Source organism: Micromonospora sp. NPDC048947, from assembly GCF_040649495.1.
Taxonomy (GTDB): domain Bacteria; phylum Actinomycetota; class Actinomycetes; order Mycobacteriales; family Micromonosporaceae; genus Micromonospora; species Micromonospora alfalfae.
The window spans coordinates 1-26,583 of sequence record NZ_JBEZFO010000027.1 but is presented as its reverse complement, the minus strand read 5'-3'; the positions used below and the strand labels follow the sequence as shown (position 1 = coordinate 26,583).

Below are 26,583 nucleotides of genomic sequence, written 5' to 3'. Positions count from 1 at the left end.
ACTGCGGATAGATCCGCGGACGCGGGGCCGTCGCCGGTCGTCGGGGGCGGCCCCGTCGCATTCCCCGGTCAGCGCGCGAGCTGGGCGAGCAACTCGTCCGCCGCCGTGTACGGGTCGGTGGCACCCTCGGCGACCTTGGCGGCGAGCGTGGCCAACTCCGTACCGTCGCGCAGTGAGCCGATCCGGGCGCGGAGGGTGCCGAGCGCTATCGCCTCGATCTCGGCGGCGGCCCGCGTCTCCTGGCGGCGGCGCAGCTCGCCGTGCTCGACCAGCCAGCCCCGGTGCTTGTCGATGGCGGCGGCGATGTCGTCGATGCCCTCGCCGCGCGCGGCGACCGACCGGACCACCTGGGGCCGCCACTGCCCCGGCCCGCGCTCACCGAGCGCGATCATGCCCTGGATGTCACGGACGGTGGCGTCGACGCCGTCCCGGTCCGCCTTGTTGACCACGAACACGTCGGCGATCTCCAGGATGCCGGCCTTGACCGCCTGGATCGCGTCGCCCATCCCGGGTGCGAGCAGCACCAACGTCGTGTCGGCGAGCGAGGCGACCTCCACCTCGGCCTGCCCGACGCCGACCGTCTCCACAAGCACCACGTCGCAGCCGGCGCCCTCCAGCACCCGGACCGCCTGCGGCGTCGCCGCGGCCAGCCCGCCGAGGTGCCCCCGGCTGGACATCGACCGGATGTAGACGCCCGGATCGGTGGCGTGGTCCTGCATCCGCACCCGGTCACCGAGGATCGCTCCGCCGGTGAACGGGCTGGACGGGTCGACCGCCAGCACGCCCACCCGGTGCCCGCGCGCCCGCAGCGCACGGACCAGCTCGTTGGTGGTGGTCGACTTGCCCACCCCTGGTGAACCGGTCAGCCCGACGACCTGGGCCTGCCCGGCGTACGGCGCCAGCGCCCCGGCGATCTCCGGCAACAGCGCGTCACCGTTCTCCACCAACGTGATCAGGCGAGCCACCGCGCGGGGGTCGCCAGTGCGGGCCCGCTCGACCAGCAGCGGTACGTCCCGGCTGCGGCGCACCGACGTGGTGCCCGCTGCCGGGACGTGCTCAGCCTCGCTCACTGCGTCATCCCTGTCCGTGACTGCGGGGCTCGCAGGACCAGCTCACTCCTCGTGCTCACTGGCTGGTCTCGGCCTTGCCCGGCACGTGGATGATCAGCGCGTCGCCCTGGCCACCGCCGCCACACAGCGCGGCCGCGCCGGTGCCACCGCCGCGCCGCTTCAGCTCCAGGGCGAGGGTGAGTACGAGACGCGCGCCGGACATGCCGATCGGGTGCCCCAGCGCGATCGCGCCGCCGTTGACGTTGACCTTGTCCGGGCTGATCCCGAGGTCCCGGGTGGACTGGACGCCGACCTGCGCGAACGCCTCGTTGATCTCGATGAGGTCCAGGTCCGCGACGCTCAGGCCACCCTTCTTCAGGGCGTGGTTGATCGCGTTGGACGGCTGTGAGTGCAGGGAGTTGTCCGGGCCCGCCACGTTGCCGTGCGCACCGATCTCGGCCAGCCAGGTCAGCCCCAGCTCCTTCGCCTTGGCCTTGCTCATCACGAGCACCGCGGCGGCCCCGTCGGAGATCGGCGACGAGCTGCCGGCGGTGATGGTGCCGTCCTTGGCGAAGGCCGGGCGCAGCTTGGCCAGCGAGTCGACAGTGGTGTCCGGACGGATGCCCTCGTCCTCGGTGATCACCAGCGGGTCACCCTTGCGCTGCGGGATGACCACCGGGGCGATCTCGTCGGCGAAGTGGCCGTTCTTCTGCGCTGCGGCGGCCCGCTGGTGGCTGGCGGCGGCGAAGGCGTCCTGCTCCGCACGCGTGATGCCGTGCTTGACGCCGAGCCGCTCGGTCGACTCGCCCATCGAGCAGCAGTCCCAGGCATCGCTGAGCCCGTCGTGTGCCATGTGGTCCTTGATCACCACGTCGCCGTACTTGTAGCCGGTGCGCTGGCCCATCAGCAGGTGCGGGGCGTTCGTCATCGACTCCATGCCGCCGGCCACCACGATGTCGAACTCGCCGGCGCGGATCAGCTGGTCGGCAAGGGCGATCGCGTCCAGGCCGGAGAGGCAGACCTTGTTGATGGTCAGCGCCGGCACGGACATCGGCACGCCGGCCTCGACCGCCGCCTGCCGAGCCGGGATCTGACCGGTGCCGGCCTGCAACACCTGCCCCATGATCACGTACTGGACCTGGTCCGGGCTGACGCCGGCACGCTCCAGCACCGCCTTGATGGCGATCCCGCCGAGCTTCGTGGCCGGAAGGTCCTTGAGGTTGCCCAGCAGCCGGCCCATCGGGGTCCGCGCGCCGCTGACGATCACCGAAGCCATGCCTGCCTCCGAGAGGGGTGCCGAGCTGTACGCCTTAACGATTGTTCGGCCAGACTAGCGCCATGGCAGAGAACTCCCCCGTCGAGCCCGGTGCGGACTACGTCACAGACATCGGACTTCGCAAGATTGACCACGTCGGGATCGCCGTGGCCGACCTGGACGCCGCGATCGACTTCTACCAGCGGACGTTCGGGATGCGCTGCGTCCACGTGGAGACCAACACCGAGCAGGGCGTACGGGAAGCGATGCTTGCCGTCGGGCCGACCACCGAGGGTGGCTGCGTGCAGTTGCTCGCCCCGCTCACACCCGAGTCGACGATCGCGAAGTTCCTGGACCGCAACGGGCCGGGCGTGCAGCAGGTCGCGTACACGGTGGTGGACATCGACGCGGCCTGCGCCGCGCTGCGCGAGCGCGGCATGCGCCTCCTCTACGACGCACCCCGACGCGGCACCGCGGACAGCCGGATCAACTTCGTCCACCCGAAGGACGCCGGTGGCGTCCTCGTCGAACTGGTCCAACCCGCCCCCACCCCCCACTGACCCAGTGCCGCCCTCCCTCCTGCCGCCGTCCCCTGTTGATCAAGAGGTTTGCGTCATCCGGCGCCTCGTAGGTGACCGAAAGCTCTTGATCAACAGGGGGTGGTGCCCCGGGAGCCCGGTGGGCGCGCACGTCAGTGCGCGATTCGTGGGGTGGCTGGACACCTTCACGCATCGGCGGATGCAGTTTTTCACAGAGGACTTCCCGGCCTAGCTACCGTTCAGTAACGTCCGGCCCCACAGGAGCGCGACCGGTGCCGGATGTGTCGAATGCCGACATGGCGGTCGTGCCCACCGGCGCCGACGATGGCAGCACCCGGGCCCGTGCGGGTGCGGATGAACCGGAGGTCACCGTGCAGGACATCCTCGAAGCGATCATGGTGGCGGAGGAATCGAACGATCCGGACCGCGAACTCGCCGGCCTCGCCGGGCTGCCCGTACCGGAGAGCTACCGGGGCGTTGTGGTCCGCGCCGAGGAAGCCCGGATGTTCGACGGCATGGCCACCCGGGACAAGGACCCGCGTAAGGCCCTGCACGTGCAGGAGGTGCCGACGCCGGAGCTGGCGCCGGGCGAGGCGCTGGTCGCGGTGATGGCCAGCGCGATCAACTACAACACGGTGTGGACCAGCATCTTCGAGCCGCTGCCCACCTTCAAGTTCCTGGAGCGCTACGGTCGGGTCTCCGAGCTGACCCGCCGGCACGACCTGCCGTACCACGTGGTCGGCTCGGACGCGGCGGGCGTGGTGCTGCGCACCGGCCCCGGCGTGACCCGGTGGGCGCCCGGCGACGAGGTGGTCGCGCACTGCCTCTCCGTCGAGCTGGAGGACGCCGCCGGGCACGACGACACCATGCTCGACCCGCAACAGCGGATCTGGGGCTTCGAGACCAACTTCGGCGGGCTGGCCGAGCTGGCAGTGGTCAAGGCCAACCAGCTGATGCCCAAGCCGCGGCACCTGAGCTGGGAGGAGGCGGCCAGCCCCGGGCTGGTCAACTCCACCGCGTACCGGCAGCTCGTCTCGCACCACGGGGCCAACATGAAGCAGGGTGACGTCGTGCTGATCTGGGGCGCGTCCGGCGGCCTCGGCGGCTACGCCACCCAGATGGCACTCAACGGCGGCGCGATTCCGGTCTGCGTGGTGTCCTCGCCGGAGAAGGCCGAGCTGTGCCGCCGGATGGGCGCGGAACTGGTCATCGACCGCGCCGCTGAGGGCTTCCGCTTCTGGAAGGACGAGGAGACCCAGGACCCGGACGAGTGGCGGCGCTTCGGCGAACGGATTCGGGAGCTGACCAGCGGCGAGGACCCGGACATCGTGTTCGAGCACCCGGGCCGGGAGACGTTCGGCGCCAGCGTCTACGTGGCCCGGCGCGGTGGGACCATCGTCACCTGCGCCTCCACCAGCGGCTTCCTGCACCAGTACGACAACCGCTACCTGTGGATGCACCTCAAGCGGATCGTCGGCAGCCACTTCGCCAACTACCACGAGGCGTGGCAGGCCAACCGCCTGGTCGCGCTCGGCAAGGTGCACCCGACGGTGTCCCGCACCTACCCGCTGGAGCAGACCGGCCAGGCCGCGTACGAGGTGCACCGCAACGCCCACCAGGGCAAGGTCGGCGTGCGCTGCCTCGCACCCACCGACGGGCTGGGCGTACGCGACGGAGAGTTGCGGGCCCGGCACGAGGACGCGATCAACCGGTTCCGGGGTCACTGACCGGCACCGCCGGCCCGGCGTCACTGAGCGGCACCGCCGGCTCCCGGGGGCACTGACCGGGCTCCGGGGCGCCGAGGCGGGTCCCGGCCGGACGGTGGAACGCCGGATGACCATTGCGCTGATCGCTCATTGTTCTTCCGCCCCCATTAGCGGATAAGCCACCCGGATCGAACAAAGGGCCTCGGGGTAACCCCGGGGCCCTTTTCCGCGTCACGCTGCGTGGCGTCCGACCCGCCGGGACCTGCCAAGATCGCCGATTGGTCCCACCTCGCCGATCGCGGGAGTTGACCATGTAAAGAGGGCACGAAAGCTTCGCACCGCTCTTGCGAAGCACCCTGGGGCGTCTGCCAGTATGTCCCAATGCCCCAGCAGCAGTCCTCCCCTCTCGCGTTCTTCGATAACGCGAACTCGCAGCCAGATTTCACCGTTGGCCTGCGCGGATACAACACCCATCAGGTCGACGACTTCCTCGGCCGGATGACCGCCGCGCTGACCCAGTCCGAGCAGGCCCGTGCCGAGGCCGAGCAGCGGATGAACGACGCCCAGCGTCGGCTCCGCCAGGCCGAGCAGCGCATGAGTGCGCTGGAGCAGAAGCTCACCGACACGAACAAGCAGCTCGAAGAGAACAGCCGGCCCACCCTCTCCGGGCTCGGCACGCGCGTTGAGCAGATCCTCCGGCTCGCCGAGGAGCAGGCCAACGACCACCGCAACGAGGCCAAGCGCGAGTCGGAGGGCATCCTCTCCGCCGCCCGCCTCGAGGCCCGCGAGATCACCGACAAGGCCCGTGCCGAGGCCGCCGCCATGAAGGCGAGCGCCGAGCGCGAGGCGGGCAACCTGCGCACGGCCGCCGAGCGCGAGGCCGCCGAGGTCCGGGTGCAGGCTCGCCGCGAGGCCGACACGCTGCGCGCCGACGCCGACCGGGAGACCAAGCAGCTGCGTACTGTCACCGCGCACGAGGTGGCCGAGCTGAAGTCGACAGTCGAGCGGGAGGTCGCCACCCTGCGGGCCACCGCCGAGCGGGAGATCACCCAGCAGCGGGCGAAGGCCGCCCGCGAGGCTGAGGAGAAGCGCGCCGAGGCGACCAAGCTGCTCACCGATGCGCGGGACAAGCGCGACAAGGACCTGCAGGCCCTGGAGCTCCAGCTGGCCGAGCGGCGGGAGAAGGCCGAGCGCGAGGAGTCCGAGCGGCACGCCGCCCAGGTCGCGCAGACCCAGAAGATGGTCAGCGAGGCCGAGCAGCGTGCCCGGGCCGCGCAGGAGCGGGCCAAGGAAATCGAGCAGCGCGCAGAGGCGCGTCGGGTCGAGTCGGAGCGCAACGCCGCCGAGACTGTCGACAAGGCCAAGGCCCACTCGGAGAAGACCCTCAACGAGGCGAAGGCCGAGTCGCAGCGCCTGCTCACCGAGGCTCGCACCGAGGCGGAGCTGACCACGCAGGCCGCCCGCCGCGAGGTCGAGGACCTCACCCGGCAGAAGGACGCTGTCACCTCGCAGCTGGGTCAGATGCTCTCCGGCCTCGCCGGCATCGTTCCGGGAATGCCGGCGCAGGCCGCTCCGGCCGCCAAGCCGGAAGCAGCCAAGAAGACCGATGGTGGTCAGGAGCGGGTGCCCGCGGAGACCGCCGGCTGACGCGAGGCGTCAGGTCGGGGCATCGACGGCGCGAGGTGACACCGGGTAACCGGTGCCACCTCGCGCCGTATGCGTTTCCTAACCCCTGGTATCCGTTGGCGGCAACGGAGTGAAGTAGCTCCCACAAGGCCCGTCCGTATCGCCCCAGCCGGGCCCGTTGCGTGTGAGGATGGGGGCATGTCGCACGGCGAGGAACTGTTCGCTCTCGGCGGGGACGTGACGACGGAGCCCAGCTTCGAGTCCGCTCTGCGGGGGTACGAGAAGAAACAGGTCGACCGTTATGTCGCACGTGCTGAGCACGAGATCGCGACCCTCGCCTCCGAACGGGAACAGGCGTACACACAGATCCACAAGCTCGCCGGCCAGGTCGAGGTTCTCCAGCGCGACCTGACCCAGGTGCGCAAGCAGATGAACGTGGTCGACCGGGCGTCGTTCCGGCACCTCGGCCCGCGGGTCGAGTCGATCCTCACTCTCGCCGAGGAGCAGGCCGAGGAGATCCTCGGCGACGCGAACGGGGAGATCGAGGCTCGTCGTGCCGCCGCCGAGCACATCATCGAGGAGGCGCGCGAGCAGGCAGCGCGGGCTCTGAAGGACTTTGAGATCGCCCTCGCTGCCCGACGCGCGGAGGAGGAGCGGCACAGCGCCGCGCAGCGGGCCGAGGCGGACGCGGCCCTACGGTCGGCCAAGGACGAGTCGGCGCAGTTGCGCAAGGCCGCGCAGGACGCTCTGGCGAAGGCCCAGCAGGAGGCCACCCAGCTGCGGGATTCGGCCAAGGAGATCCACACCCGGGCCCAGCAGGAAGCCACCAAGCTGCGCGAGACGGCCCGCGAGACGCTGGCCAACGCCCGGCAGGAGGCGAGCGATCTGCGCGATGCCGCCAAGGAGGTGCATGCCAAGGCCCTCCAGGAGGCCAAGCGGCTCACCGACACCGCTACCGAAGCCGGGCGGGCCACCCACGCCAAGGCCCAGCAGGAGGCCAAGCAGATCATCGACGACGCGTCGATGGCCGGTCGGGCCACCCGCGCCAAGGCGCAGCAGGAGGCCGAGCGGCTGACGACGCAGGCCACCGAGTCGGCGAAGCGCAGCCGCGCCGACACCGAGGCGTACGTGCAGCGCATGCGCACCGAGACCGAGGCGTACGTGCAGCACACCCGGGCGCAGACCCAGCAGGAGCTGGGCGCGTGGCGGGCAGGGGTGGAGCAGGAGGTCAACTCCCGTCGGGAGGCGGCCGACCGGGAGCTGGCGCAGCGACAGTCCGCGGCCGAGCAGGAGTTCGCCAAGCGCCGCGACGAGCTGGACAAGCACCACGCGGCGCGCCAGCAGGAGCTGGAGGCCGGGGTCGCCAGCCGTCAACAGGAGCTGGAGGCCGGGTTCACCAGCCGTCGCGACGAGCTGGAGACCGAATACTCCACCCGGAAGAACGAGCTGGAGACCGAGTACACGGCTCGCAAGAACGAGATCGAGCAGGGCGCGGCCGGCGTCCGTCAGGCGGCCGAGCAGGACGCGGCGGCGCTGCGCCAGCGGTCCGAGGCGGAGGCCGCCGAGCTGCTGAGCCAGGCCGAGGCCGAGGCCAGCGACAAGCGCCGCAAGGCCGACGAGCATGTCGCGGCGTCCCGGCGGCAGTTCGAGGAGTACGCGGCCACCACGCAGCAGCACCTGGCCACCACCCAGCAGCACCTGGCGGCGACCCAGCAGGAGTCGGCGGCGGGCCGTCAACAGTTGGCCCAGGTGATGTTGGAGATCGCCCAGGCTCAGCAGCAGCTGGCGGATCTGCGGCAGGAGACCTGGAAGGCCCGGCAGGAGTCCGACGAGCTCCAGCGCCAGATGTCCGAGCTGCGGTTGCAGAGTGTAGCCGGTCCGATCGACGGCCCGACCGCGCCGGCCGGAGACGCCAGCGCGAACGAAGGCGTGCCCGCTGGTGGGGACGACGGCGTGAGCGTTGCCGCCGGCGCGGCCTCCGGGTCGCGTACGGGCGGCGGGCTGAAGACGGAGCCCGCCGACACCAGGCAGCCGGTGAACGCCGGTGCGGAGGAGTCCGGGCAGTCCACGACGCGGCCGGTCGGCGAGCCGGTGACCACCGTGGACGGTGGCACGGCGAGTGCCGGGGTGGACGGTGAGCCGACAGTGGCCGCCGTTCCGGGCGAGGGTGGCCGGGGCGCCAAACCCACCAAGATCACTAGCACCGGTGAGAACGGCAAGCGACCCACCAAGCCGACCACCGACGAGCGCAGCGCCAAGCCCAGCAAGGTCACCATCGAGAAGGAGTGACGGGCACCCGCCAGCCGAAGCTTTGAAATCTTGGACACTTTCCGTCAGCGGCTGACGGAAAGTGTCCAAGATTCACTTCTACGCCGGGTGGCGTAGGGGCGCGCTGGGGGTCCAGCCGGCCGCGATGAGGGCGCGGCGGACGCTGTCAGCGACCTCGTCCGGGCGAGCGCGGACCAACGAGGCCGGGAAGCGCAGAATCCGGTCGCCGCTGGTCCAGACGTCGTTCTGCCGACGCATGTCGGCAGCCCACTGCTTGGCGTCCATGTGGTGCGCGCCGTCGATCTCCACCTGCACCCGCCACTCCCGCCAGTACGCATCCAGCCAGCGGTTCCGGCCGGCCGCGTCGACCCGGTGCTCCTGAAGATCCGGGGCGGGCAGCCGGTGTCTGCGGCAGAGCCGCAGGAAGTCGATCTCCGAGAGCGCCTGTGCGCCGCCCGCGATGTCGCTGATGGTCTGCCCGATCAGCCGCCGACGGGGCGCCCGAGGGAGGACGTCGAGCACCGCCTGCAACTCCTCGGGCAGCACCCGGCGTTGCTGGCAACCGGCGGCCAGCACCGACTGCGCCTCGTCCACGCCGGCCGCCCAGCCCGCCGCGTCCACCAGGGCCCGCGCCGTAGTGGTACGCGGTGGGCGGGCACGTTGGAGATGGGCCTCGGGGAGGACCGTCGTGCGGTGGACCAGGACGGCGGGCATGTCGATCGGAAGTCGACGCAGGGTGGCCCGCGCGGCACGGCGGGCTGCCGGCACCAGCACGTGCAGCGGTTCGCGTCGCAGTCCCCGTACCCCGGCTTCGGCGGCGGCGGACACCCCGGCCAACACCGCCCCCGGCCCGGCCGCCAGCACCGCTACCCAGAGCTGTTGGTCGCGGGTGAGTCGGCCGTTGCCGGCCAGCAGGATCCCGCGGCAGACCGACCGCCACCGACCGGAGCGAATCCGACCTCGCACCCGCCCCTCGCTGAGCAAACCGGCGACCTGCGCGGTCGTCAGCACTCCCGCCTGCTCGAAGGCGAGCCAGTCGAGTGCGTCGGCGTCATCGGCGGGCAGCATTCGGACAGCTTTCGCCGTTGAGCGCCCTCCCACCACCAGATCTTGGACAGTTTCCGTCACGTCCTAACGGAAACTGTCCAAGATCTGCGCGGATTCGGCAGGGTCGACGTCGGGGTGTGGGGGGTGCAAGTCGAACTCCGCCTTCCAGCGGCCGGGGGGGTCGGCGCAGGGCCACGGTCTGCCGTCGGCCCGGCAGCACAACATGGGTTGCAGCCGAGTGTGCGGCGTCCGCGGCCATGGGCAGCAGGCCCGCAGAGCCACCGGCCCGCAGAGCCACCGGCCCGCAGAGCCACTGGCCCGCAGAGCCACCGGCCCGCAGGGCCATGGGGTCGCAGGGCCCGCAGGGCCATGGGGTCGCAGGGCTGTGGCCCGTGCCCCGCAGGGCCGTCGGCCGTGCCCCGCAAGGCCGTGCCCCCGCAAGGCCGTGGCGCGCAGACTTTCCGGGCCGTTCAATCTGGCCCGAGGGGCCGGCGGTGATTGGGTGGGGCACATGGAGCATCAGATTGACGGTCTCGCGGTCGGTGGCGACCATGAGGTGGCTACGCTGCTGGCGCGTTGGAACATGATCAGAAACGGTGCGTTGTCCCGCCGCCGGTCGATCGAACTGATGAAGGAAGTTGTGACCTCATGGACCTGACCGGCACGCTCTGGCGCACATCCAGCCGTAGCGGCAACGGAGAGTGCGTCGAGGTGGCGGAAAACCTGCCCGGGGTCGTGGGGGTGCGGGACAGCAAGGACCCGGCCGGCCCGGTCCTGGTGTTCGCGCCCGCCGCGTGGCGGGCGTTCGTGGCCGTCGCCCGTCGTCCGACGGCCTGAGCCGGGAGGTTCCTGGTGCCACAGCACGACCCCTCCGGCTACGAGCCGGACGTGACCCCCGCTCCCCCGCCAGCGGAAACCCCACAGCCGGCGGGAACGCCACCACGGGCGGAGGCGCAGCCGGCCCCACCAGCGGAGACCCCACAATCGGCGCAGACGCCGTCACCGGCGGAGACGCAGCCGGCCCCACCGGCGGAGACCCCACAATCGGCGCGGACGCCATCACCGGCCGAGGCGCAGCCGGGCCCACCGGCGGAACCCGCACCGCCGGCGGAGACGCCACCGCCGGTGCCGGTTCCCGTCCCGGGGGTCGACCCGGATGAGCCGCCGGCGGTCCCGTCCGGGAAGTTCGGCACACCGGGGCGGCCGCTGCGCCGCAGCAGCTTTCTGATCGGCTTCACCGGTGCGCTGGGAGTGCTGCTGGCGTACACCCTCTATCTGGGCATTCGCAATGCCGGCGGCATCCTCGTGCTGGTGGTGATCGCGCTCTTCCTCGCGGTCGGCCTCAACCCGGCGGTGGTCCGACTGGGCCGCTGGGGTGTGCCGCACGGCCTGGCGGTGGCGGCGGTCGCCCTGACGGTGGTACTGCTGCTCTGCGGCGGCGTGGTGGCGCTGGTTCCGCCGATCGTCACCCAGTCGGGGCAGTTCATCGACCAGATCCCCAGCCTGCTCGACGAACTGCGCCGCAACCCGACGGTCAACGACCTGGTGGAGCGGTACGACGTGGTGGAGCGGGTGCAGGGCGCTGCCAACGCGGAGACTGTCGGACGGGCGCTCGGCGGGGTGCTGGGCGGCGCACAACTGATCTTCGGCACGGTGTTCCGGACGCTGACCGTGCTGGTGCTGACCATCTACTTCCTGGCGTACTTCGACAAGCTGCGCTCGCTGGGCTACTCGTTGGTGCCCCGGTCGCGGCGGCAGCGGGTGCAGCTGATCGGCGACGAGATCCTGGCCAAGGTGGGCTCGTACATGGTCGGCGCGCTGAGCATCGCGGTGCTGGCCGGCGCGACCACTTTCGTCTTCGCGCTGATCGTCGACCTGCCGTACCCGTTCGCGCTGGCCGTGGTGGTCGCGGTGACCGACCTGATCCCGCAGATCGGCGCGACCCTGGGCGCGGTGATCGTGAGTCTGGTCGGGTTCGCCGCAGACCTGCCCACCGGCATCGCCTGCGCGGTCTTCTTCCTCATCTACCAGCAGGTGGAGAACTACCTCATCTACCCGAAGGTGATGCGGCGTTCGGTGGAGGTCAACGAGGTGGCTGCCCTGCTGGCCGCGCTGCTCGGGGTGGCGCTGCTGGGTGTGGTCGGCGCGTTGATCGCCATCCCCACTGTGGCCGCGCTGCAACTGATCCTGCGCGAGGTGGTGCTGCCCCGCCAGGAGCGCCGCTGAGCGTCAGCCGCCTGACCGGCGGCCGGACCGCAGACCGGTGGGTCAGTCCGCCTTGGTGGCGGCGGGGCCGGGGACGGGGGTGTCGGCGAAGACGGCCACCGTCCGGTCGGCGTACGCGCTGACGTCGCCGGCCTCCATCGGGCCGTCCCAGGTTGTCGGAAGCGGCACCTCGACGGCTGGGTTCACCAGCCGGACGATCTCGTCGAGCACCGTCTCCGCGTCGCCCACCCAGAGGTGTTTGGCGCCCGGCACACCGACCACCTCTGCCTGTGGCACGGCGGCGAACCGCTCCCGCGCCTCGGTGGGGCGCAGGTAGTCGTCGAACTCCGGCACCAGCGCCACCAGCGGCCGACCCGAGTCGGCCCAGGTGGCCAAGTCTTCGGGGGCGGAGAAGCGCAGCGGCGGGGAGAGCAGGATCGCCCCGGCGATCGCCGGGTCGCAGCCGTACTTCAGCGCAAGGTCGGTGCCGAACGACCAGCCGACGAGCCAGATGTTGGGCAGCTCGGCGAACTCCGCGTACTCGATGGCGGCGGCCACGTCGTACCGCTCGCCCACCGCGCCGTCGAAGGCTCCCTCGCTGGTGCCGCGCACGCTGCCGGTGCCCCTGGTGTTGAACCGCAGCACCGCCAGGTCGGCCAGCGCGGGCAGCCGCCAGGCCGCCTTGCGGAACACGTGGCTGTCCATCATTCCGCCGTGGGTCGGTAGCGGGTGCAGGCAGACCAGGGTGGCCACCGGCGGCCGGTCGGCCGGCAGGGCCAGCTCACCGACCAGCCGCAGACCGTCGGCGGTGTGCAGCTCGATGTTCTCCCGGCGGCCGGGCAGGATCGACGACGCGCGGATCGCTGTGCTCACCGCCCAAGTCTGTCGCGAAGTCGCCGCCGCCGCCCGCCCAGGCACGAACAGGGTGACCCAGGTCGCTACCGGGCGGGTCGGCCCAGCCCTGACGCGGCAGCGCCCCGGACGGGTCGGCTCGGCCCTGACGCGGCAGCGCCCCGGACGGGTCGGCCCAGCCCTGACGCGGCAGCGCCCCGGACGGGTCGGCTCGGCCCTGACGCGGCAGCGCCCCGGACGGGTCGGCCCAGTCCAGCGCCGCAGCGCCCGGGGCAGGTCAGTAGCGCGGGGAACCCCTGCCACGCTGCACCGCCGGCCCGCGTCGGTCCCGGGCCCGCCAGCAGCCGCTGTGCCAGTGCCGCCGGTCGGTCAGGTCACCCAGGCCGTCCGCGGGCCAGGCCACCAGGTGCGCCACCCCCGGTCGGATCTCCTGGTTACACCCGGGGCAGCGGTACGTCTTGACGGACGCGCCCGCGCCGATGCCGCGTACCTGCCAGGCGCCGTCGGTCCACTGCTGCACCGAGGCGACGCCCTGGCGGACCCGGTCGGCGTCCAGGTTGGCGTTCTCGTCCCGGCGAGGGCGGTTGCGACGGGGGCTCACAGTCACCAAGGTTACGGTCACTTCCAGCTGGCCGGCTCGCCAAGGTCGTCGGCGACCCGGAGCCCGCCGATGACGGTGCTGACCTCTGCGTCCGTGGGCGACCGCTCCCAGCGGTTCTCGTGCCCCATGGACAGCAGGGTGTTCGGAATGCCGAGTACGTGCCAGAAGTCGCCCATGTCGAACACCGGCCTGCCGGCGATTGTCCGATTGGCCGTGGCCCGGTCGGGCGAGGAGGATCGGGGTGTGTAGTTGAGCCGCACCGGCAAGGTGGCCGCGCCGTCGAGAGCGACTGTCAACGCCGCCTCGGTGGCGTCCGAAGCCGCAACGGGCATCTGCGTCGGCGTCGTGGTTCCCGCCACATTCACGATGCGGGGCCACACCAGTTGCCGCACCGCCACCTCGCACGCGGTGATCCGGGCACCAGGGGGCAGGGCGGTCAATTGAACCGGCGCGACGCAGCGGCGGGCTTCGTCAAACCGAAGCGCGGCCGCCGCCCGGCGGACCTCGGCGCTGGTCTCCCCGAGAGCCGCGACGCGGACGTACAGGCCCGGGACGGGCTGCCAGCGCAGCACCCAACCCTTGGTGACCCTGTCGAGCTGACGTATCACCCCGTTGTACCTCGATGCGGCGTCGACGCCCTGGCCGGGCGGGGCATGATCCTTGTCGTTGGTGCCGGCGTCCGCTCTGTCGGGGCCGATGTCACGAAGCTGGCTCGGGTCACCGGTCTCGGCCGTGCGTGGGTCGGCGGCGACGATCACCATCGCCTGCACGCCGCCACCGAGGTCCAGTCGCATGCTCTCGACCTGGCCCGCAGAGCGCCAGGCGACCGGCTCCGCCGCTGTCGGATCGACCCCGAAGTGCAGCAACTGTGGATCCGTGCCGATCGCTGCGGGGCGCTCCGCCGCCCCCGGAACCCCCGGCGCCCGGGGCGGGGTGACCACGACCGGGCTGGGCGTGACGGCCGGCTGCGGCGGCGCGGCGGACGGCGTACGCAGTGCCACGCCGGCCCCGAGCATCACCGCGACGCCGAGCGCCGCCCCGATGGCGGCGCGCCGCCGTCGCCGACGGGCCCGTCCCCCGTTCACCGCCGCCGTCAGCAGGCTGTCGGTGTCCACGGGCCCGTCGGCCTGCTCCCGGAGTGCCCGGGCGATCCGCTCGTCGAGGCTGGTCACGGCCGGCTCCCGTTCGTCGTGGGAACGCCGTGGCGCTCCCGCAGCTGGCTGAGTGCCCGCATCGCATGGGTGCGGACGGTGACCGGGGAACAGCCGAGAATCTGGGCGATGGTCGGGTCGTCGAGGTCCTCGTAGTAGCGCAGCACGAGCACAGCGCGTTGCCGGCCGGGGAGGCCGAGGATCAACCGCCACATCTCGTCCCGGTCGGCCGCATCGCCGCTGAGGTCCCCGCGCCCCGGCCGGTCGGCAAACTCGGCGGTAGCCAACTCACTGCTGGATCGGCGGCGCCACCAGGAGGTGTTGGCGTTGACCATCATCCGGCGGACGTAGACGTCCGGGCGGTCGGCACGGGCGATTTTCCGCCAGTGCACGTAGGCGCGCGCCAAGACGTCCTGGGTGAGGTCCTCGGCCCGGTGTTCGTCACCGGTCAGCAGCCGGGCCAGCCGGACGAGCGCCGGCCCGCGACTGCTGACGTATTCCTCGAAGGTCACACCACTCAGACGCCGTCACCGACGCCCACTGTTGACACCGGTCAGCGGTGCGAGTGGTCGCGGAAGCCGCGGCGGGTCTTGCGGCCCAGGTAGCCGGCGGTGACCAGGTGCTCCAGCAGCGGCGCTGGCGCGAAGCCCGGCTCGCGCAGTTCCAGGTACAGCTCGCGCTGGATGGCCAGGGAGACGTCCAACCCGACCACGTCGAGCAGCTCGAACGGGCCCATCGGGTAGCCGCAGCCCAGCTTCATGGCGTGGTCGATGTCGTCGGCCGTCGAGTAGCTGGCCTCCAGCATCTTCACCGCGTCGTTCAGGTACGGGAAGAGCAGCGCGTTGACGATGAAGCCGGACCGGTCGCCGCAGACCACGCCGGTCTTGCCGAGCGCGGCGCAGACGGCGCGGGCGGTGGCGGTGGCCTCCGGGGAGGTGCGGATGGTGCGGACGACCTCGACCAACGGCATGACCGGGGCCGGGTTGAAGAAGTGCAGCCCGACCACGTCGGCCGGCCGCTGGGTGGCCATGGCCACGTCGATCACCGGCAGCGACGAGGTGGTGGTGGCCAGCACCACACCCGGCTTGCAGATCTCGTCGAGGCTGGCGAAGAGGGCCTTCTTGACGCTCAACTCCTCGACGACCGCCTCGACCACGAGGTCGACGTCGGCGAGGTGGTCGAGCGTGGCGGACCAGCTGATCCGCCCCAGGGCGGCGTCCCGGTCGGCCTCGGCGAGCTTGCCGCGCACCACACCCTTGTTGAGCGAGGTCTTCACCGCCTCGCAGACCTTCGCGGACTTCTCCATGCCGCGGGTCACCGAGACGACCTCGTAGCCGGCCTTCGCGAAGACCTCGATGATCCCGGTGGCCATGGTTCCGGAGCCGACCACGCCGACCTTCGCGATGGCGCGAGCGCCGTCGGCGAGCGCGGCGTCCGTGGTCAGCGGCGTCGTCTCATCCGGTACGACCACCGGGGAGCCGGGCCGCTCGTAGGTGTAGAAGCCCCGACCCGACTTCCGGCCGAGCAGCCCTGCCGTGACCATCTGCTTGAGCAGCGGCACGGGGGCGTGGCGGCGGTCCCGCCCGCCGCGCCGGTACATGGTGTCCAGGATCTCGTACGCGGTGTCCAGGCCGATCAGGTCCATCAACGCCAGCGGGCCCATCGGCAGGCCGCAGCCGAGCTTCATCGCGGCGTCGATGTCCTCCCGGGTCGCGTAGTGCGACTCGAACATGCCGACCGCGTGGTTGAGGTAGCCGAAGAGCAGCGCGTTGGCGATGAAGCCGGCCCGGTCGTTGATGGTGACGTCGACCTTGCCGAGGCGGGCGCAGAGCGCCTCCACGTCGGCGACCACTTCGGGTGCGGTGACGACAGTGCGGACCACCTCGACAAGCTTCATCACCGGGGCCGGGTTGAAGAAGTGGATGCCGATCACCTGGTTGGGTCGGCTGGTGGCGACGGAGATCTCGGTGACGCTCAACGACGAGGTGTTTGTGGCGAGGATCGTCTCCGGTCGGCAGACCCGGTCCAGCTCCGCGAAGATCCGCTGCTTGAGGTCCAGGTGCTCGGGCACCGCCTCGATGACCAGGTCGACGGAGTGCAGCGCGTCCAGCCCGACCGCGAAGTGCACCCGCTCGTGCAGGGCGTCGCGGTCCGCCTCGGCGAGCTTGCCCTTGGCGACCGCCCGGTCGGTGGAGCTCTTCAGGGTGGCCCGGCCGCGCTCCAGCGCCGGCGCGGAGATTTCCACTGCCACCACGTCGATGCCGTTGCGGGCGAAGACCTCGACGATGCCGGCACCCATGGTGCCCAGCCCCACCACACCAACGGTGCTGAACTCGCGCGCCACGACCGGCCTCCCCAGAGACTCCGCACGGCCACTGAACGGCCGCTAAGGTTATGCGCGCGAGTCTGCCACGTGACAATGAGTTGTCGAGACGCCGTGGCATATTTCACCAACGGCTCGGCATTGCCGCTACTCGGCCGCCACGCTGGTCAGGGCCAACAATTCCGCGACGAACTCCGCCGGGCGCTCCAGGTGCGGGCTGTGTCCGCAACCGGGCAGCACCACCTCGTGGTACGCGCCGCCGGCCGCCGCGTACCGGTCGAGCACCGCCCGGGTCTGGCCGACCATCGGCTGCGGTGGGCAGGCGTCCGCGCCGGGCCAGCCGGGCACGAGATCCAGCGAACCCAGGTACGCCAGGTCGAAGAGCGAGGTGTCCGAGACGATGACGTCGACGTCTCCGCGTACCCAGGTGACCGGCGGTTTCTCGGCGACGGCCACCAGTTCGTCGGCGAGCCGGAACCAGGTCGGCGCGAGCGCGTTGAGCACCCCGCGCTCCCCCGGCGCGGTGCCCGGCCAGTTCTCGGACGGCACCGCCGTGCCCGGGTAGTTGTCGTCCCCGGTGGCTGTGGAGAGCACGGTGTCCAGCAGCAGTTCCTCGTCCTCGCCCAGAGAGTCGGGATCGGCCACGTAGGTGGCTCGCAGCACGGCGCGCGGGCTGGCCGGCGCGTCGGTGCTCCGGTCACCGGCCGCGAGGCGGGCGACGAAGTCCGGGTTCGCCGTGCCGGCGCCGGTGCCGGCGAAGTCGGGGGTGGTCGGGGTGCCGGTCAGGTCGCGGGTGCCGCCGAAGCCGTACGGGGAGACCGGCGCGGCGAGCAGCAACGCCCCCACCCGGTGCGGATGGTCGACCAGAAGGCGCATCGCCACGCCGCCGCCGAGGGAGTGCCCGACCACCACCGGGCGCGCGTCGGCGTCGAAGAGCGACGGGTCGTCGAGTAGGGCGGCCACGTCGTCGGCGAAGTCCCGCAGGCCTCGGGTGGCGTCCACCGGGGCGGTCGCCGAGTCGCCGTACCCCCGTAGGTCGGGGGCGACCACGCGCAGCGTCGGTGGCAGGCGACGGACCAGCGGCTCCCAGAACAGCGCGGACGAGCAGTTGCCGTGGATCAGCAGCACCGGTGTGCCGTCCGGCGGGCCGGCCACCCGTACCGCCTGGGTGATGCCGTTCGCCGTCACGGTCCGCTGCTCGGTCTCCATCCGCGGCATGCTGCCACGGGCGTCCCCGCCGGTCCAGGTGTCGGACCGCCACCCAACGGAGCCGCCCGGTGTGGCAGGCCGCCAGGCGATCAGCGACGCGAGCCCGGTGGCGCGGCCAGCGGCAACGGCAACGTCGGTCGGACGTCGCGCCGGGACGGGCCGAAGCTGAGCCCCACCGGGTCGGTGAGCGCCACCCCGGGGTCGAACAGACGCAGTTCGGTACGGCCCAGCCGGATCACGTCACCGTCGGAGAGTCGTTCCACCTCGGTGATCCGCCGGTCGTTGAGCCAGGTGCCGTTGGTGGAGCCCAGGTCCCGCAGGGACGGGCCCTCCGGTGCCAGCCACACCTCGGCGTGGCGACGGCTCAGGTGTGGGTCGTTGATGACCACCTGACCGCTCGGCGCTCGACCGATCACCTGTATCTCGGCTCGCATACGAAAGCTCGCGCCGCGCATCGGTCCACCCGCGACCGTCAACAGCGGCATCAGTTCCGGATGTTCCTCCATGGACAGTCAGCCCTCCACCCCACACCGTCACTCCGCGCGTCAGCTTGCCATCAGACGGTAGTCGTCAATACCGACCGGCCGGTCAGCCTCTCGTCACCTCCCGGCCACCTGCCGTTCGACGATTCGGGCGGGCGCATCCGTCACCAACGCCCTGACCTGCACTGATCAACGATCGGCCGGGTTGGTGCGACGCCGCTCCCTCGGGCCCGAATCGGGGACCCTACCGGTGAGTAATCCTCGGGTCTAGACTTCCGCCATGACGGCAGTGCGTATCCCGGGCGTTCCGGTCATCGACGCGGACCAGTTGGTCTCCACCAGCCCGGCCACCGGCGCCGAGGCCGGCCGTCTCCCGGTCGCCACCGACGCCGACGTGCGGCAGGCCGTCGACCGCGCCCGCGCCGCCGGCGAGTGGTGGGCGGGTCTCGGCTTCACCGGCCGCCGCCAGCGGATGCTGCGGTGGCGCGCCCTGCTCGCCAAGCGCATCGAGCAGTTGGCCGAGTTGGTGCACGTCGAGGGCGGGAAGCCGGTCGCCGACGCCATCGTCGAGATCGTCACCGCGATCGAGCACATCGACTGGGCCGCCCGCAACGCCGGCCGCGTGCTCGGTCCACGTCGGGTGCGGTCCCGGCTCATCCTCGCCGAGTTCTCCGGGCACCTCGAATACCAGCCGTACGGGGTGGTCGGCGTGATCGGGCCGTGGAACTATCCGGTCTTCACGCCCATCGGCTCCGCCGCGTACGCCCTCGCCGCCGGCAACGCCGTGGTGCTCAAGCCGAGCGAGTACACGCCGGCCGTCGGCCAGTGGCTGGTGGACAGCTTCGCCGAGGTGGTGCCCGAGCAGCCGGTCTTCACCGCCGTGCACGGGCTGGGCGACGTGGGCGCGGCGCTGTGCCGCTCCGGCGTCGACAAACTGGCCTTCACCGGCTCCACCGCCACCGCCCGAAAGGTGATGGCGGCCTGCGCCGAGACGCTGACCCCGGTGCTCATCGAGGGCGGCGGCAAGGACGCCATGATCGTTGACAGCGACGCCGACCTGGACGCGGCCGCCGAGGCGTGTGTCTGGGGCGGCATGACCAACGCCGGCCAGACCTGCATCGGCATCGAGCGGGTGTACGCCGTCGACGCCGTCTTCGACACCTTCGTCGACAAGGTGGTGGCCCGCGCCGGTCGGCTGACTGTCGGGCCGGAGGGCACCGACATCGGCCCGATCACCATGCCCCAGCAGATCGACGTGATTCGCCGGCACATCGACGCCGCCATCACGTCCGGCGGGCGCGCCGTACTCGGTGGCCCGAGCGCCGTGCAGCCGCCGTACGTCCACCCCACAGTGCTGGTGGACGTTCCGGAGGAGTCGGCGGCCGTCCGCGAGGAGACGTTCGGCCCCACGCTGACCATCAGCCGGGTCCGCGACGCCGACGAGGCAGTCGCCCGCGCCAACGCCCTGTCGTACGGCCTCGGGGGTTCGGTCTTCGGCCGGCGGCGCGCGGTGGCCATCGCCCGGCGACTGCGCTCCGGGATGGCGTCGATCAACTCCACGCTGACCTTCGCCGGCATGTCCACACTGCCGTTCGGCGGTGTCGGCGACTCCGGCTTCGGGCGGATCCACGGGGAGGACGGCCTGCGTGAGTTCGGTCGGGCCAAGGCGATCACCCGACGTCGTGCCCGGTCGCTGCTGCCGTCGATGACCTTCGAACGCACCCCCGCCGACGTGGCCCGACTCGTCAAGGCCATCAAGGTCATGTACGGGAGGTAAGTGTCGGATAACCGATCATCAACAAGGATCGGCGTATCCACATGTTTATACGCCGTGGTCACGGCGGTACATTGCGTTAAATGGGCCCCAATCGATTGCGCTACCGCCTTGTCGACAGTGACCAGTCGTGGAGCGCCCGACGGCGTCGGCACCGCTCGGACTGGCTGGCGCGCACCTTCCCCGACATCGGCGACATGCACGTGGTCGACCTCGGTGGTCGGCTCGGCACCTGGCACCGCGCAACAGTCCGACCGGCCCGTGTGACAGTCGTCAACCTGGAGCAGCCGCCCGCCGTCGTCCCGGAATGGGCCCACGTCGAGCAGGCCGACGCCTGCGACCTGCCCCCGCACCTGACCAGGGGCAGCTACGACCTGGTCTTCTCGAACTCGGTGCTGGAGCATGTCGGCGGGCACGAGCGCCGGATTCGCTTCGCTGCCGCCGTCCGCTCACTGGCCGACCGGCACTGGGTGCAGACGCCCTACCGCTACTTCCCCATCGAGCCACACTGGATCGCGCCGGGAATGCAGTTCCTGCCGGTACGACTGCGCACCGCGTTCGCCCAACGCTGGCCGCTCGGGCACAAGCCGACCCGCAGTCACGCCGCCGCCATCCACCAGGTGCTCTGGACCGAACTGCTGGACCGTTCGCAGATGCGCCACTACTTCCCCGACTCGACGATGCTGGTGGAGCGGGTGTTCGGCCTGCCGAAGTCGCTGATCGCGGTGCGCAACGGGTAGGACGCCGGTCAGAAGAGGGTCAGCTCGTCCTTCACGATGCCGCGCAGCTTGTCGTAGTCCACGACCACACACCGGATGCCCCGGTCGGTGGCGAGCACCCGGGCCTGCGGCTTGATCTCCTGGGCGGCGAAGACCCCGACGACGGGGCTGAGCAACGGGTCACGGTTCATCAGCTCGAGATAACGGGTCAACTGTTCCACCCCGTCGATGTCGCCACGCCGCTTGACCTCCACGGCCACCGAACCCGAGTTGGCGTCCCGGCAGAGCAGGTCGACCGGGCCGATCGCCGTCATGTACTCGCGGCGGACCAGCGTGAACCCCTCACCCAGGACACCCGGGTTGGCGGCCAGCAACTCCTGCAGGTGCGCCTCCACCCCGTCCTTGCGCAGGCCCGGATCCACACCCAACTCGTACGAGGTGTCCTGGAAGATCTCCTCCAGGGTGATCCGCAGCTCCTCGCCAGCCTTGTTGACGACCCGCCACACACCGGGGGCCTCCTCCAACCGACACGGCGGGCTCATCCAGTTCAACGGCTTGTACGCCCGGTCGTCGGCGTGAATAGACACCGACCCGTCCGCCTTCACCATCAGCAACCGGGTGGCCAGCGGCAGGTGAGCCGAGAGCCGTCCGACGTAATCCACCGAGCACTTCGCAATGACCAACCGCACCCGACGAGGGTAGCCGAGCACCCACCGGTCGCCAGCGAGCGGCACTGGCGCGTCGATGCGATGCTGAGACCGTGTTCGAAGTCCTCACCGGCACCGGTCTCGCCGCCTCGGCGGGGCTGAACGCCTACATACCCCTGCTCATCCTCGGTCTACTCGGCCGTTACACCGACCTGATCGACCTGCCCAGCGGCTGGACCTGGCTCGGCAACGGCTGGGTCATCGCCATCATGGCCGTGCTGCTCGCCGTGGAGATGGTGGCGGACAAGGTGCCAGTGGTCGACCACATCAACGACGTGGTGCAGACAGTGGTCCGACCCACCGCCGGTGGCCTTGCCTTCGGCGCCGGCTCCTCGTCGGAGACGGTGACGGTCAGCGACCCGGGGAGCTTCTTCTCATCCCACCAGTGGGTGCCGGTCGTCACCGGCGTACTGCTGGCGTTGGGCGTGCACCTGCTCAAGTCCGCGGCCCGCCCGGTGATCAACGCGACCACCGCCGGGATCGGCGCGCCGGTCGCCAGCACCGCTGAGGACGCCACCAGCGTGGTGGTCTCCCTGGTGGCGATCATCCTGCCGGTGCTGGTGCTCGTCGTCCTGGTCGGCCTGGCGTTCTTCATCTTCTGGTTCTTCCGTCGTCGATCCGAACGACGACGCGAACGGGAGGCCGCCCGCGCCGCCGGCTTCCGCGTCTGACGTGGCGGATCGGCGGCCCGGCATACCGGGCTTCCCCAGGCTGACAAAAGCCTAGTATCGGGGCAAGAGCCTAGAGGAGGTCGGCATGACCGCAGCGTTGGAGATGCCCCGAGTCCAGGAATGTGTGGTCGCCGCGTGCGCGTACAACCAGTCGGGTGACTGCCACGCCTTCGCGATCACCATCGGCAGCATGGATCACGCCCACTGCCACACCTTCGTCGAGTCGCCCGTCCGGGGCGGCGTGGAGAGCCTGATCGCGCAGGTGGGCGCCTGCCAACGCGCCGACTGCCGGCACAACGAGCAGTTGGAGTGCCACGCGGCATCGATCAGGGTCGGCCCGGACAACGACATGGCCGACTGCATGACCTACGCCGGCCGCTGACCCACACCCGTCGCCGACCTGCCGGAACGGCCTTCGATCACGGCAGGTCGTTGGCGTGACGGATGACAGTCACCAGGTCGTCGATGATGCCGGTGAGGGCGAAGTCCTTCGGGGTGAAGACCCGGGCGACCCCGGCCGCCCGGAGGGTGTCCGCGTCACTGGCCGGGATGATGCCGCCCACCACCACCGGCAGGTCCGCCCGGCCGGCGGCGCGCAGCCCGTCGAGCACCGCGGGCACGGCGGCCAGGTGCGACCCGGAGAGCACTGAGAGCCCGACCAGGTCGACGTCCTCCTCGACGGCGGCGGCGACGATCTGCCCCGCGGTCAACCGGATGCCCTGGTAGACGACCTCGAAGCCGGCGTCGCGGGCCCGTACCGCGATCTGCTCAGCGCCGTTGGAGTGCCCGTCCAGGCCGGGTTTGCCGACCAGCAGCCGCAGCCGGCCGCTGCCCAACTCCCGCGCGGTGGCGGTGACCCGCTCGCGGACCGCCGCGAGTCCCGGCTCCCCGCCGCCGCCGGTGGCACCGGCCAGGCCGGTCGGCGCCCGGTACTCGCCGAAGACCTGGCGCAGCGCGCCGGCCCACTCGCCGGTGGTCACCCCGGCCCGCACGCACTCCAGTGTGGCCGGCATCAGGTTGGTGCTGGTCGCGGCGTCCGCGCGCAGTCGGGCCAGCGCCGCGTCGACGACGGCCGCGTCCCGGTCGGCCCGCCACCGGCGTACGCCGTCCACGGCGGCCGCCTCGACGGCGGGATCGACCTGCTCGACGGCGTCCGCGCCGGCGGCGGTCAGCGGGGAGGGTTCGGTCTCGGTGTACCGGTTGACCCCGACCACCACGTCGGCACCGGACTCCATCCGCCGACGGCGCTCGGCCAGCGACGCGACAAGCGCGCTCTTGAGGTAGCCGGTTTCCACAGCGGCGACGACGCCGCCCAACTCCAGCACCTTGTCCAGCTCGACCCGCGCCCCGGTGACGACCTCGTCCACCAGCGCGGTCATCACGTGCGAGCCGGCGAACAGGTCGGGGTATTCGAGCAGGTCCGACTCGTACGCCAGGACCTGCTGCATCCGCAGCGACCACTGCTGGTCCCAGGGGCGGGGCAGGCCGAGCGCCTCGTTCCAGGCGGGCAGTTGGACCGCGCGGGCCCGGGCATCGCGGGACATCGTCACGCCGAGCATCTCCAGCACGATGCGCTGGATGTTGTTCTCCGGCTGCGCCTCGGTGAGGCCGAGAGAGTTGACCTGCACGCCGTAGCGGAACCGCCGTTGTCTGGCGTCGGTCACCCCGTACCGGTCCCGGGTGATGTCGTCCCAGAGCACGCCGAACGCGCGCATCTTGGCGATCTCCTCCACGAAGCGCACCCCGGCGTTGACGAAGAACGAGATCCGCTGGACCACGTCGCCCATCCGTTCGGCGGGCACCTGACCGGAGTCGCGGACCGCGTCGAGCACGGCGACCGCGGTGGCCAGGGCGAAGCCGACCTCCTGCACTGGCGTGGCGCCGGCCTCCTGGAGGTGGTACGAGCAGATGTTCACCGGGTTCCACCGGGGCATCTCACGCAACGTGTACGCCACCACGTCGGCGGTGACCCGCAGCGAGGCCGCCGGCGGAAAGATGTAGGTGCCCCGTGACAGGTACTCCTTGATGATGTCGTTCTGGGTGGTGCCGGCGCAGCGGGTCAGGTCGGCGCCCTGCTCCAGCCCGACGGTGCCGTACAGGGCGAGCAGCCACATCGCCGGGGCGTTGATGGTCATCGAGGTGTTCGTGTCGGCGAGGGGGAGACCGTCGAAGAGCGCCCGCATGTCGCCGAGGTGGGTCACCGGCACGCCGACCCGTCCGACCTCACCGGCGGCGAGTTCGTGGTCCGGGTCGTACCCGGTCTGGGTGGGCAGGTCGAAGGCGACCGACAGGCCGGTCTGCCCCTTCGCCAGGTTGCGGCGGAAGAGGGCGTTGGTCGCCGCGGCCGACGAGTGGCCGGCGTAGGTGCGCATCACCCACGGGCGGTCCCGCTCGGGCAGCCGCCCCGGGAATGCCGTCTCATCCATGGCCGGAGTCTAAGTTACCGTTCAGTAAAAGTAGCTGTGGAAAACCACACAGGTCCATGTCGGGGACGTCCGGGTGTCAACTTCCCGCAGTGGCGCGGACCGCCACACCCCGGGCACCACGCGGGCCGGGTCAGGACGCACACTGGACGGCATGGATGACGAGCTGGCCATCTCCGTCCGAGGGCTGCGCAAGGCGTACGGCGACAACGTGGCGGTGGCGGGCGTGGATCTCGACGTGCGCCGTGGCGAGGTGTTCGCGTTGCTCGGCCCGAACGGCGCCGGCAAGACCACCACGGTGGAGATCCTTGAGGGTTACCGACACCGGGATGCCGGCGAGGTCTCAGTGCTCGGCACGGACCCGGCCCACCCGGACGCCGAGTGGCGTTCCCGGGTCGGCATCGTGCTCCAGGGCACCGGCGAGTTCGACGAGCTGACGGTGGCCGAGGTGATTCGGCACTTCTCCGGCTTCTACCTCGACGCCGACGACCCGGCGAAGGTGATCGAGCGGGTCGGGCTGGCCGGCAAGGCGAAGGCCCGCACACACACCCTCTCCGGCGGGCAGAAGCGCCGCCTGGACGTGGCACTGGGCATCGTCGGCCGGCCGGAGCTGCTCTTCCTCGACGAGCCGACCACCGGCTTCGACCCGGAGGCGCGTCGCGAGTTCTGGGAGCTGATCCGCGACCTGGCCGCCGCAGGCACCACAATCGTGCTCACCACCCACTACCTGGACGAGGCGGAAGCGCTCGCCGACCGGGTCGGCGTGATCGCCGGCGGCCGGCTGGTAGAGGTGGCCGCCCCGAACCGGCTGGGCAATCGGCAGGAGGCCCTCGCGACGGTCTCCTGGCGTACCCCCGAAGGGACGCTGGAAAGTGCGCAGAGCGCGACGCCGACGGCCTTCGTGGCCGACCTGGCGGCGCGCCACGGCGGCGAGGTCCCCGGGCTCACGGTGACCCGGCCGACCCTGGAGGACGTCTACCTCACCATGATCGGACACGCGCGATGACGACCACGACGAAGCCGGCGACGCCGGTCACCGCGACTCGCGGGCGGAGGCCGGGGGCCGGCGCGCTCGCCCTGCGCCAGGGCCGGCTGGAGATCACCCAGTTCCTGCGCAGCCGGGAGTCGGTGGTCTTCACCATGGGCTTCCCGATCATCATGATCCTGATCTTCGCGTCGATCTTCCATGGGACGATCGGCGGTGGGGTGAAGTTCACGCAGTACTTCATCACCGGCATGATCGCGACCGGCCTGATGACTGTGAGCTTCCAGAACCTCGGCATCTGGATCCCGGTCGAGCGGGACCGGGGCGTGCTCAAGCGCTACCGGGGCACGCCGATGCCGAAGTGGGTCTGGTTCGCCGGCAAGGTGATCATGGTGGTGGTGATCGGCATCGCCGAGACGGCGCTGCTGCTGGCCTTCGCGGTGGCGCTGTTCGACCTCGACCTGCCGGGCACCGCCGGGAAGTGGCTCACCTTCGGCTGGGTCGCCGTGCTCGGGGTGATCGCGTGCACCCTGTGCGGCATCGCCATCTCGTCGGTGGCCAGCACCGCCCGCAGCGGCTCGGCGGTGGTCACCCCGGTGTCCCTGATCCTTCAGTTCATCTCCGGGGTGTTCTTCGTCTTCACCGACCTGCCCACCTGGATGCAGCAGGTGGCGGCGCTGTTCCCGCTCAAGTGGATGTGCCAGGGGCTCCGGTCGGTCTTCCTGCCGGAGAGCTTCGGCGCCCAGGAACCGGGCGGCTCGTTCGAGCTGGGCCGGGTGGCGGTGGTGCTGGCTCTCTGGTGCGTGATCGGTGCGGTGGTCTGCCTGACCACCTTCCGCTGGACCACCAAGCGCGACGGCTGAGCGGCCGGGCGGGGGGGGGGGCCCCCCCCCCCCCCCCCCAACAAAAAAAAAAATAAAAAGAAGACGAGGTTGGGGCCGCAAAAGACCCCGGGGGACATAAAGAAAGAGAAGTGGTGGGTGTAGATTTT

At 71.1% G+C, this 26,583-nt stretch carries 25 protein-coding genes; 13 read left to right on the top strand and 12 right to left on the bottom strand.

Translation table 11 applies throughout. The features are described from left to right. Positions 1–68: 68 nt before the first annotated feature. Both meaB and AB0B98_RS29885 read right to left on the bottom strand, forming a co-directional pair. Complete coding sequence (gene meaB / locus AB0B98_RS29890; protein ID WP_357366904.1) at positions 69–1,070, bottom strand: methylmalonyl Co-A mutase-associated GTPase MeaB; 1,002 nt, start codon at positions 1,068–1,070, stop codon at positions 69–71. Positions 1,071–1,125: 55 nt separating this feature from the next. Then, entirely contained in the window at positions 1,126–2,325 is a 1,200-nt protein-coding gene (locus tag AB0B98_RS29885; RefSeq protein ID WP_357366901.1) for an acetyl-CoA C-acetyltransferase, read from the bottom strand. A gap of 62 nt (positions 2,326–2,387) precedes the next feature. Between AB0B98_RS29885 and mce the strand changes: the two genes are divergently transcribed. The 4 genes from mce to AB0B98_RS29865 all read left to right on the top strand — a co-directional run bounded on the left by mce (position 2,388) and on the right by AB0B98_RS29865 (position 8,464). Then, positions 2,388–2,864, top strand: coding sequence for a methylmalonyl-CoA epimerase (gene mce / locus AB0B98_RS29880; protein WP_112621592.1), 477 nt, complete (start codon positions 2,388–2,390; stop codon positions 2,862–2,864). A 350-nt stretch (positions 2,865–3,214) separates the two neighbouring features. Continuing rightward, positions 3,215–4,570, top strand: a complete 1,356-nt coding sequence (gene ccrA / locus AB0B98_RS29875; protein ID WP_357366942.1) for a crotonyl-CoA carboxylase/reductase — start codon at positions 3,215–3,217, stop codon at positions 4,568–4,570. A gap of 360 nt (positions 4,571–4,930) precedes the next feature. Then, entirely contained in the window at positions 4,931–6,196 is a 1,266-nt protein-coding gene (locus AB0B98_RS29870) for a DivIVA domain-containing protein (protein ID WP_091405818.1), read from the top strand. Positions 6,197–6,373: 177 nt separating this feature from the next. Next, positions 6,374–8,464, top strand: a complete 2,091-nt coding sequence (locus AB0B98_RS29865; protein WP_357366900.1) for a hypothetical protein — start codon at positions 6,374–6,376, stop codon at positions 8,462–8,464. Between the two features lie 78 nt (positions 8,465–8,542). Here the strand turns inward: AB0B98_RS29865 and AB0B98_RS29860 are convergent, their stop codons facing one another. After that, positions 8,543–9,511 carry a DUF559 domain-containing protein gene (locus AB0B98_RS29860; protein ID WP_357366898.1) on the bottom strand — a complete coding sequence of 323 codons (969 nt, stop codon included), beginning with the start codon at positions 9,509–9,511 and terminating at the stop codon, positions 8,543–8,545. A gap of 490 nt (positions 9,512–10,001) precedes the next feature. Here AB0B98_RS29860 and AB0B98_RS29855 point away from each other — a divergent pair, with 490 nt between their 5' ends. The 3 genes from AB0B98_RS29855 to AB0B98_RS29845 all read left to right on the top strand — a co-directional run bounded on the left by AB0B98_RS29855 (position 10,002) and on the right by AB0B98_RS29845 (position 11,716). Then, positions 10,002–10,148: a hypothetical protein gene (locus tag AB0B98_RS29855; RefSeq protein ID WP_357366896.1), complete on the top strand. Its 147-nt coding sequence runs from the start codon at positions 10,002–10,004 to the stop codon at positions 10,146–10,148. Continuing rightward, positions 10,139–10,327 carry a DUF397 domain-containing protein gene (locus AB0B98_RS29850; RefSeq protein WP_357366895.1) on the top strand — a complete coding sequence of 63 codons (189 nt, stop codon included), beginning with the start codon at positions 10,139–10,141 and terminating at the stop codon, positions 10,325–10,327. Before AB0B98_RS29855 ends, AB0B98_RS29850 begins: the two co-directional genes overlap by 10 nt. Before the next feature lie 288 nt (positions 10,328–10,615). After that, on the top strand, positions 10,616–11,716 hold the full coding sequence (locus AB0B98_RS29845; RefSeq protein WP_357282158.1) for an AI-2E family transporter: 1,101 nt from the start codon (positions 10,616–10,618) through the stop codon (positions 11,714–11,716). A 42-nt stretch (positions 11,717–11,758) separates the two neighbouring features. Here AB0B98_RS29845 and AB0B98_RS29840 read toward each other — a convergent pair whose 3' ends face one another. The 7 genes from AB0B98_RS29840 to AB0B98_RS29810 all read right to left on the bottom strand — a co-directional run bounded on the left by AB0B98_RS29840 (position 11,759) and on the right by AB0B98_RS29810 (position 18,286). Beyond that, a complete protein-coding gene (locus tag AB0B98_RS29840) occupies positions 11,759–12,568 on the bottom strand; it encodes an alpha/beta hydrolase (RefSeq protein ID WP_357366893.1) in 810 nt (269 codons plus the stop codon). A 256-nt stretch (positions 12,569–12,824) separates the two neighbouring features. Beyond that, positions 12,825–13,154: a hypothetical protein gene (locus tag AB0B98_RS29835; protein ID WP_238670517.1), complete on the bottom strand. Its 330-nt coding sequence runs from the start codon at positions 13,152–13,154 to the stop codon at positions 12,825–12,827. A gap of 11 nt (positions 13,155–13,165) precedes the next feature. Continuing rightward, a complete protein-coding gene (locus AB0B98_RS29830; RefSeq protein ID WP_357366891.1) occupies positions 13,166–14,320 on the bottom strand; it encodes a hypothetical protein in 1,155 nt (384 codons plus the stop codon). Beyond that, positions 14,317–14,811 (bottom strand): SigE family RNA polymerase sigma factor, encoded by a 495-nt coding sequence (locus AB0B98_RS29825; RefSeq protein ID WP_357366889.1) that lies wholly within the window; start codon positions 14,809–14,811, stop codon positions 14,317–14,319. The genes AB0B98_RS29830 and AB0B98_RS29825 overlap by 4 nt, the downstream gene beginning before the upstream one ends. A gap of 41 nt (positions 14,812–14,852) precedes the next feature. Continuing rightward, positions 14,853–16,643 carry a 3-hydroxybutyryl-CoA dehydrogenase gene (locus AB0B98_RS29820; RefSeq protein WP_357366887.1) on the bottom strand — a complete coding sequence of 597 codons (1,791 nt, stop codon included), beginning with the start codon at positions 16,641–16,643 and terminating at the stop codon, positions 14,853–14,855. Between the two features lie 126 nt (positions 16,644–16,769). After that, the gene (locus AB0B98_RS29815; RefSeq protein WP_357366885.1) at positions 16,770–17,831 is read right to left on the bottom strand and encodes an alpha/beta hydrolase; all 1,062 of its coding nucleotides are present in this window, start codon (positions 17,829–17,831) and stop codon (positions 16,770–16,772) included. An 89-nt stretch (positions 17,832–17,920) separates the two neighbouring features. After that, on the bottom strand, positions 17,921–18,286 hold the full coding sequence (locus AB0B98_RS29810; RefSeq protein WP_357185272.1) for an FHA domain-containing protein: 366 nt from the start codon (positions 18,284–18,286) through the stop codon (positions 17,921–17,923). A gap of 307 nt (positions 18,287–18,593) precedes the next feature. Here AB0B98_RS29810 and AB0B98_RS29805 point away from each other — a divergent pair, with 307 nt between their 5' ends. Further along, on the top strand, positions 18,594–20,090 hold the full coding sequence (locus tag AB0B98_RS29805; protein WP_357366882.1) for an aldehyde dehydrogenase family protein: 1,497 nt from the start codon (positions 18,594–18,596) through the stop codon (positions 20,088–20,090). A gap of 80 nt (positions 20,091–20,170) precedes the next feature. Next, positions 20,171–20,827, top strand: coding sequence for a class I SAM-dependent methyltransferase (locus tag AB0B98_RS29800; RefSeq protein ID WP_238670524.1), 657 nt, complete (start codon positions 20,171–20,173; stop codon positions 20,825–20,827). 8 nt (positions 20,828–20,835) lie between these two features. Here the strand turns inward: AB0B98_RS29800 and nucS are convergent, their stop codons facing one another. Further along, the gene (nucS, locus tag AB0B98_RS29795; protein ID WP_124773555.1) at positions 20,836–21,495 is read right to left on the bottom strand and encodes an endonuclease NucS; all 660 of its coding nucleotides are present in this window, start codon (positions 21,493–21,495) and stop codon (positions 20,836–20,838) included. Positions 21,496–21,566: 71 nt separating this feature from the next. On the opposite strand from nucS, the gene AB0B98_RS29790 reads away from it, so the two are divergent. After that, complete coding sequence (locus tag AB0B98_RS29790) at positions 21,567–22,184, top strand: DUF4126 domain-containing protein (RefSeq protein ID WP_357366879.1); 618 nt, start codon at positions 21,567–21,569, stop codon at positions 22,182–22,184. Between the two features lie 85 nt (positions 22,185–22,269). Beyond that, positions 22,270–22,566 (top strand): DUF1540 domain-containing protein, encoded by a 297-nt coding sequence (locus AB0B98_RS29785; RefSeq protein WP_203120485.1) that lies wholly within the window; start codon positions 22,270–22,272, stop codon positions 22,564–22,566. A 37-nt stretch (positions 22,567–22,603) separates the two neighbouring features. Here the strand turns inward: AB0B98_RS29785 and AB0B98_RS29780 are convergent, their stop codons facing one another. Then, on the bottom strand, positions 22,604–24,610 hold the full coding sequence (locus AB0B98_RS29780; RefSeq protein ID WP_357366876.1) for a protein meaA: 2,007 nt from the start codon (positions 24,608–24,610) through the stop codon (positions 22,604–22,606). Between the two features lie 151 nt (positions 24,611–24,761). Between AB0B98_RS29780 and AB0B98_RS29775 the strand changes: the two genes are divergently transcribed. Continuing rightward, positions 24,762–25,613, top strand: a complete 852-nt coding sequence (locus tag AB0B98_RS29775; RefSeq protein ID WP_357366873.1) for an ABC transporter ATP-binding protein — start codon at positions 24,762–24,764, stop codon at positions 25,611–25,613. Next, the gene (locus AB0B98_RS29770; protein WP_238670528.1) at positions 25,610–26,455 is read left to right on the top strand and encodes an ABC transporter permease; all 846 of its coding nucleotides are present in this window, start codon (positions 25,610–25,612) and stop codon (positions 26,453–26,455) included. The genes AB0B98_RS29775 and AB0B98_RS29770 overlap by 4 nt, the downstream gene beginning before the upstream one ends. The last annotated feature ends 128 nt before the right edge of the window (positions 26,456–26,583 follow it).